The organism is Kitasatospora sp. NPDC057198, from assembly GCF_042670125.1.
In the GTDB taxonomy this organism is placed as follows: Bacteria; Actinomycetota; Actinomycetes; order Streptomycetales; family Streptomycetaceae; genus Kitasatospora.
On sequence record NZ_JBHUWH010000622.1, the window covers coordinates 1 to 3,787 of the forward strand.

General features: G+C 72.3%; 3 protein-coding genes. 2 read left to right on the top strand and 1 reads right to left on the bottom strand.

The window, feature by feature from the left end:
* Window positions 1–977 (bottom strand): fibronectin type III domain-containing protein (locus tag ACFUEL_RS36720; protein WP_380242078.1); only part of this gene is annotated, 977 nt, incomplete at its 3' end.
* Between the two features lie 422 nt (window positions 978–1,399).
* Between ACFUEL_RS36720 and tdh the strand changes: the two genes are divergently transcribed.
* Together tdh and ACFUEL_RS36730 are read left to right on the top strand one after the other, a co-directional pair.
* Window positions 1,400–2,431: an L-threonine 3-dehydrogenase gene (tdh, locus tag ACFUEL_RS36725; RefSeq protein WP_380242080.1), complete on the top strand. Its 1,032-nt coding sequence runs from the start codon at window positions 1,400–1,402 to the stop codon at window positions 2,429–2,431.
* Window positions 2,432–2,479: 48 nt separating this feature from the next.
* Window positions 2,480–3,688, top strand: coding sequence for a glycine C-acetyltransferase (locus ACFUEL_RS36730; RefSeq protein ID WP_380242082.1), 1,209 nt, complete (start codon window positions 2,480–2,482; stop codon window positions 3,686–3,688).
* Window positions 3,689–3,787: the final 99 nt, after the last annotated feature.

Consider the following 3,787-nt stretch of genomic DNA (forward strand, 5'->3'; position numbering starts at 1 on the left):
GTGTATGAGGTGGAGGCGCTCAGCCCGGTGACGGTCGCGCTGGTGCCGGTGACGCTGGTCGCCAGCGTCCCGTTGCGGTACACGTCGTACGCGGTGACGCCGACGTTGTCGCTGGACGCGCCCCAGGAGAGCGAGACCTGGGTGGCCGCGGTCGAGGTGGCCGTCAGGCCGCTCGGCGCGGTCGGCGCCTGCTGGTCGCCGCCCGCGGGCGTGGTCACGGCGAGCGAGTTGGAGGCGGCGGAGGCGTTGCCCGCGGCGTCGTGCGCCTTGACGGTGAAGGTGTACGAGGTGGAGGCGCTCAGCCCGGTGACGGTCGCGCTGGTGCCGGTGACGGTGGTGACCAGCGTCCCGTTGCGGTACACGTCGTAGCCGGTGACGGCGACGTTGTCGGTCGAGGCGCCCCAGGAGAGCGAGACCTGGGTGGCCGCGGTCGAGGTGGCCGTCAGGTTGCCGGGGGCGGTGGGCGCCTGGGTGTCCGGCGTGCCGCCGCCGGGGCCGTCCAGGCTGATGTCGTCCGCGTAGTACGTGCCCTGGCCGAACCAGCCGTTCAGGTACACCTCGGCGGTGGTCTGCGAGGCGCCGGTGGTGAAGCTCACCGTCAGCTGCTTCCAGTCGGCCGCGGACGGCGTCCAGGTCGAGGTGCCGCCGGTGACGCCGAGGTAGACGTAGTTGCCGCGCACCCAGCTCGACAGCGAGTAGGTGGTGTTGGGCTGCACCGTGACGGTCTGGACGCACTTGGCGTTGTCCGAGGCGCTGGCCGCGCCGGCCAGCGCCTTGCCGCCGCCGTGGACGGGGGTCGAGACGACCGAGCCGAGGCCGCCGGAGCAGGTCCAGCCGCTCAGGGTGCCGGTCTCGAAGCCGGGGTTGGTCAGGATGTTCGCGGCGCTCGCGCTGCTCGGGACGGCGGCGACGGCGGCCGTCGCCAGCAGCAGCGCGGCGGCGCCGACCGCGGTGGCGCGGCGGTTGGGGGCGTGCACGGGTACCTCCAGTGGGGGATGGGGGCGGAGGTGCGTAGGGAGCGCGCACAACAAAATGGACTGGACCAATTGGTTATGTCAAGGCCAGGTCAAGGCGCGGACGGTCCGCTGACCCTCCGTCAGGGCCCTTCGCGCGCCCTCCGGGCACCGCCCCGGCACTGCTCCGTCCGGGTGTCTTGCGGCACGCCGGAACCGGACCCCACGCCCAGCTCGGGCACGATCGTTCAGCCCAGCTGTGGCACCCGTTAAGAATTCCTCGATGGACCGCACCCGCCGTGACCAGGCAGATTTCACCCTGCCCGGCCGGCCACCGCCGCACGCCGGGCCGCCCCACCGGGCCTGCGACCCCGCAGCGCCCGCCCCGCGGCCTGCCGACCCGCAGACCCGCAGACCCACCGAACCCCGCGTCAGGAGCGCTCGCCGTGAAGGCACTCGTCAAGCTGAACGCCGAACCCGGACTCTGGATGACCGACGTCCCGGAACCGGAGATCGGCCCCGGCGACGTCCTGATCAAGGTCCTGCGCACCGGCATCTGCGGCACCGACCTGCACATCCGCACGTGGGACAACTGGGCCCAGCAGACCATCAAGACCCCGATGACCATCGGCCACGAGTTCGTCGGCGAGGTCGCCGCGGTCGGCGCCGCCGTCACCGACGTCAGCGTCGGCGACCTGGTCAGCGGCGAGGGCCACCTGGTCTGCGGCAAGTGCCGCAACTGCCTGGCCGGGCGCCGCCACCTGTGCCGCAACACCATCGGCCTGGGCGTCAACCGGGACGGCGCCTTCGCCGAGTACGTCGCGCTGCCCGCGAGCAACGTCTGGGTGCACCGCGTCCCCGTCGACCTCGACGTCGCCGCGATCTTCGACCCGTTCGGCAACGCCGTGCACACCGCGCTGTCCTTCCCGCTGGTCGGCGAGGACGTCCTGGTCACCGGCGCCGGGCCGATCGGCATCATGGCCGCCGCCGTCGCCAAGCACGCCGGCGCCCGCAACGTCATGATCACCGACGTCTCCCCGTACCGCCTCGACCTCGCCCGCGAGCTCGGCGTCACCCTCGCCCTGGACGTCTCGCAGCACACCATCGAGGACGGCCAGCACCGGCTCGGCCTGCGCGAGGGCTTCGACGTCGGCCTGGAGATGTCCGGCCGCCCCGAGGCGATGCAGTCGATGATCGCCAACATGACGCACGGCGGGAAGATCGCCATGCTCGGCCTGCCCGCCGACGACTTCCCGATCGACTGGGCCCACGTGGTCACCTCGATGCTCACCATCAAGGGCATCTACGGCCGCGAGATGTTCGAGACCTGGTACGCGATGTCCGTGCTGCTCGAGGGCGGACTCGACCTCACCCCGGTGATCACCGGCCGGCACGCCGCCCGGGACTTCGAGGCCGCCTTCGACGAGGCCGCCGGCGGCAACTGCGGCAAGGTCATCCTCGACTGGACGACGCTGTAAGCGCTTCCCCGCCACGCCCGCCGACCACTCGTTAGGAGCGACACCACCGTGTTCGAGAACGTCCGCGACGACCTCGCCGCCACCCTCGCCGAGATCCGCGAAGCCGGCCTGTTCAAGCCGGAACGCGTCATCGGCACCCCGCAGTCCGCCGAGATCGCCGTCACCTCCGGCAACGGCGGCCAGGTGCTCAACTTCTGCGCCAACAACTACCTCGGCCTCGCCGACCACCCCGCCGTGGTCGCCGCCGCCAAGGACGCCCTCGACCGCTGGGGCTACGGCATGGCGTCCGTCCGCTTCATCTGCGGCACCCAGGACGTCCACAAGGAACTCGAGCAGCGCCTGTCCGAGTTCCTCGGGCAGGAGGACACCATCCTGTACTCCTCCTGCTTCGACGCCAACGGCGGCGTCTTCGAGACCCTGCTCGACGAGCGCGACGCCGTCATCTCCGACGCCCTCAACCACGCCTCCATCATCGACGGCATCCGCCTCTCCAAGGCCCGCCGCCACCGCTACGCCAACCGCGACCTCGCCGACCTGGAGAAGCAGCTCCAGGACACCCAGGACGCCCGCCGCCGCCTGATCGTCACCGACGGCGTCTTCTCGATGGACGGCTACATCGCCCCGCTGCGCGAGATCTGCGACCTCGCCGACCGCTACGACGCCATGGTCATGGTCGACGACTCGCACGCCGTCGGCTTCGTCGGCCCCACCGGCCGCGGCACCCCCGAACTGCACGGCGTCACCGACCGCGTCGACATCATCACCGGCACCCTCGGCAAGGCCCTCGGCGGCGCCTCCGGCGGCTACGTCGCCGCCCGCCGCGAGATCGTCGCCCTGCTGCGCCAGCGCTCCCGCCCCTACCTGTTCTCCAACTCGCTCGCCCCGGTGATCGCCGCCGCCTCGCTCACCGTGCTCGACCTGCTGGAGACCAGCGACGACCTGCGCGAGCGGCTGCGCGCCAACACCGAGCTGTTCCGGACGAGGATGACCGAGGCCGGGTTCGAGATCCTGCCCGGCGAGCACGCCATCGCCCCCGTCATGGTCGGCGACGCCGCCAGGGCCGGCCGCCTCGCCGAACTCCTGCTGGAGCGCGGCGTCTACGTGATCGGCTTCTCCTACCCCGTGGTGCCGCACGGCGCCGCCCGGATCCGGGTCCAGCTCTCCGCCGCGCACAGCACCGAGGACGTCGAACGCGCCGTCGCCGCCTTCGTCGACGCCCGCGCCGCACTGGACGCCCGACCCGCAGCGGACGCCTGACCCGCAGCACCGACCGGACCAGGTGCGGGCACCCTCAACCGCACCCACCCCACGGGCCGCCCCGCACCCCCCTCCGGGGGCGGCCCGTCCGGCGCGGGG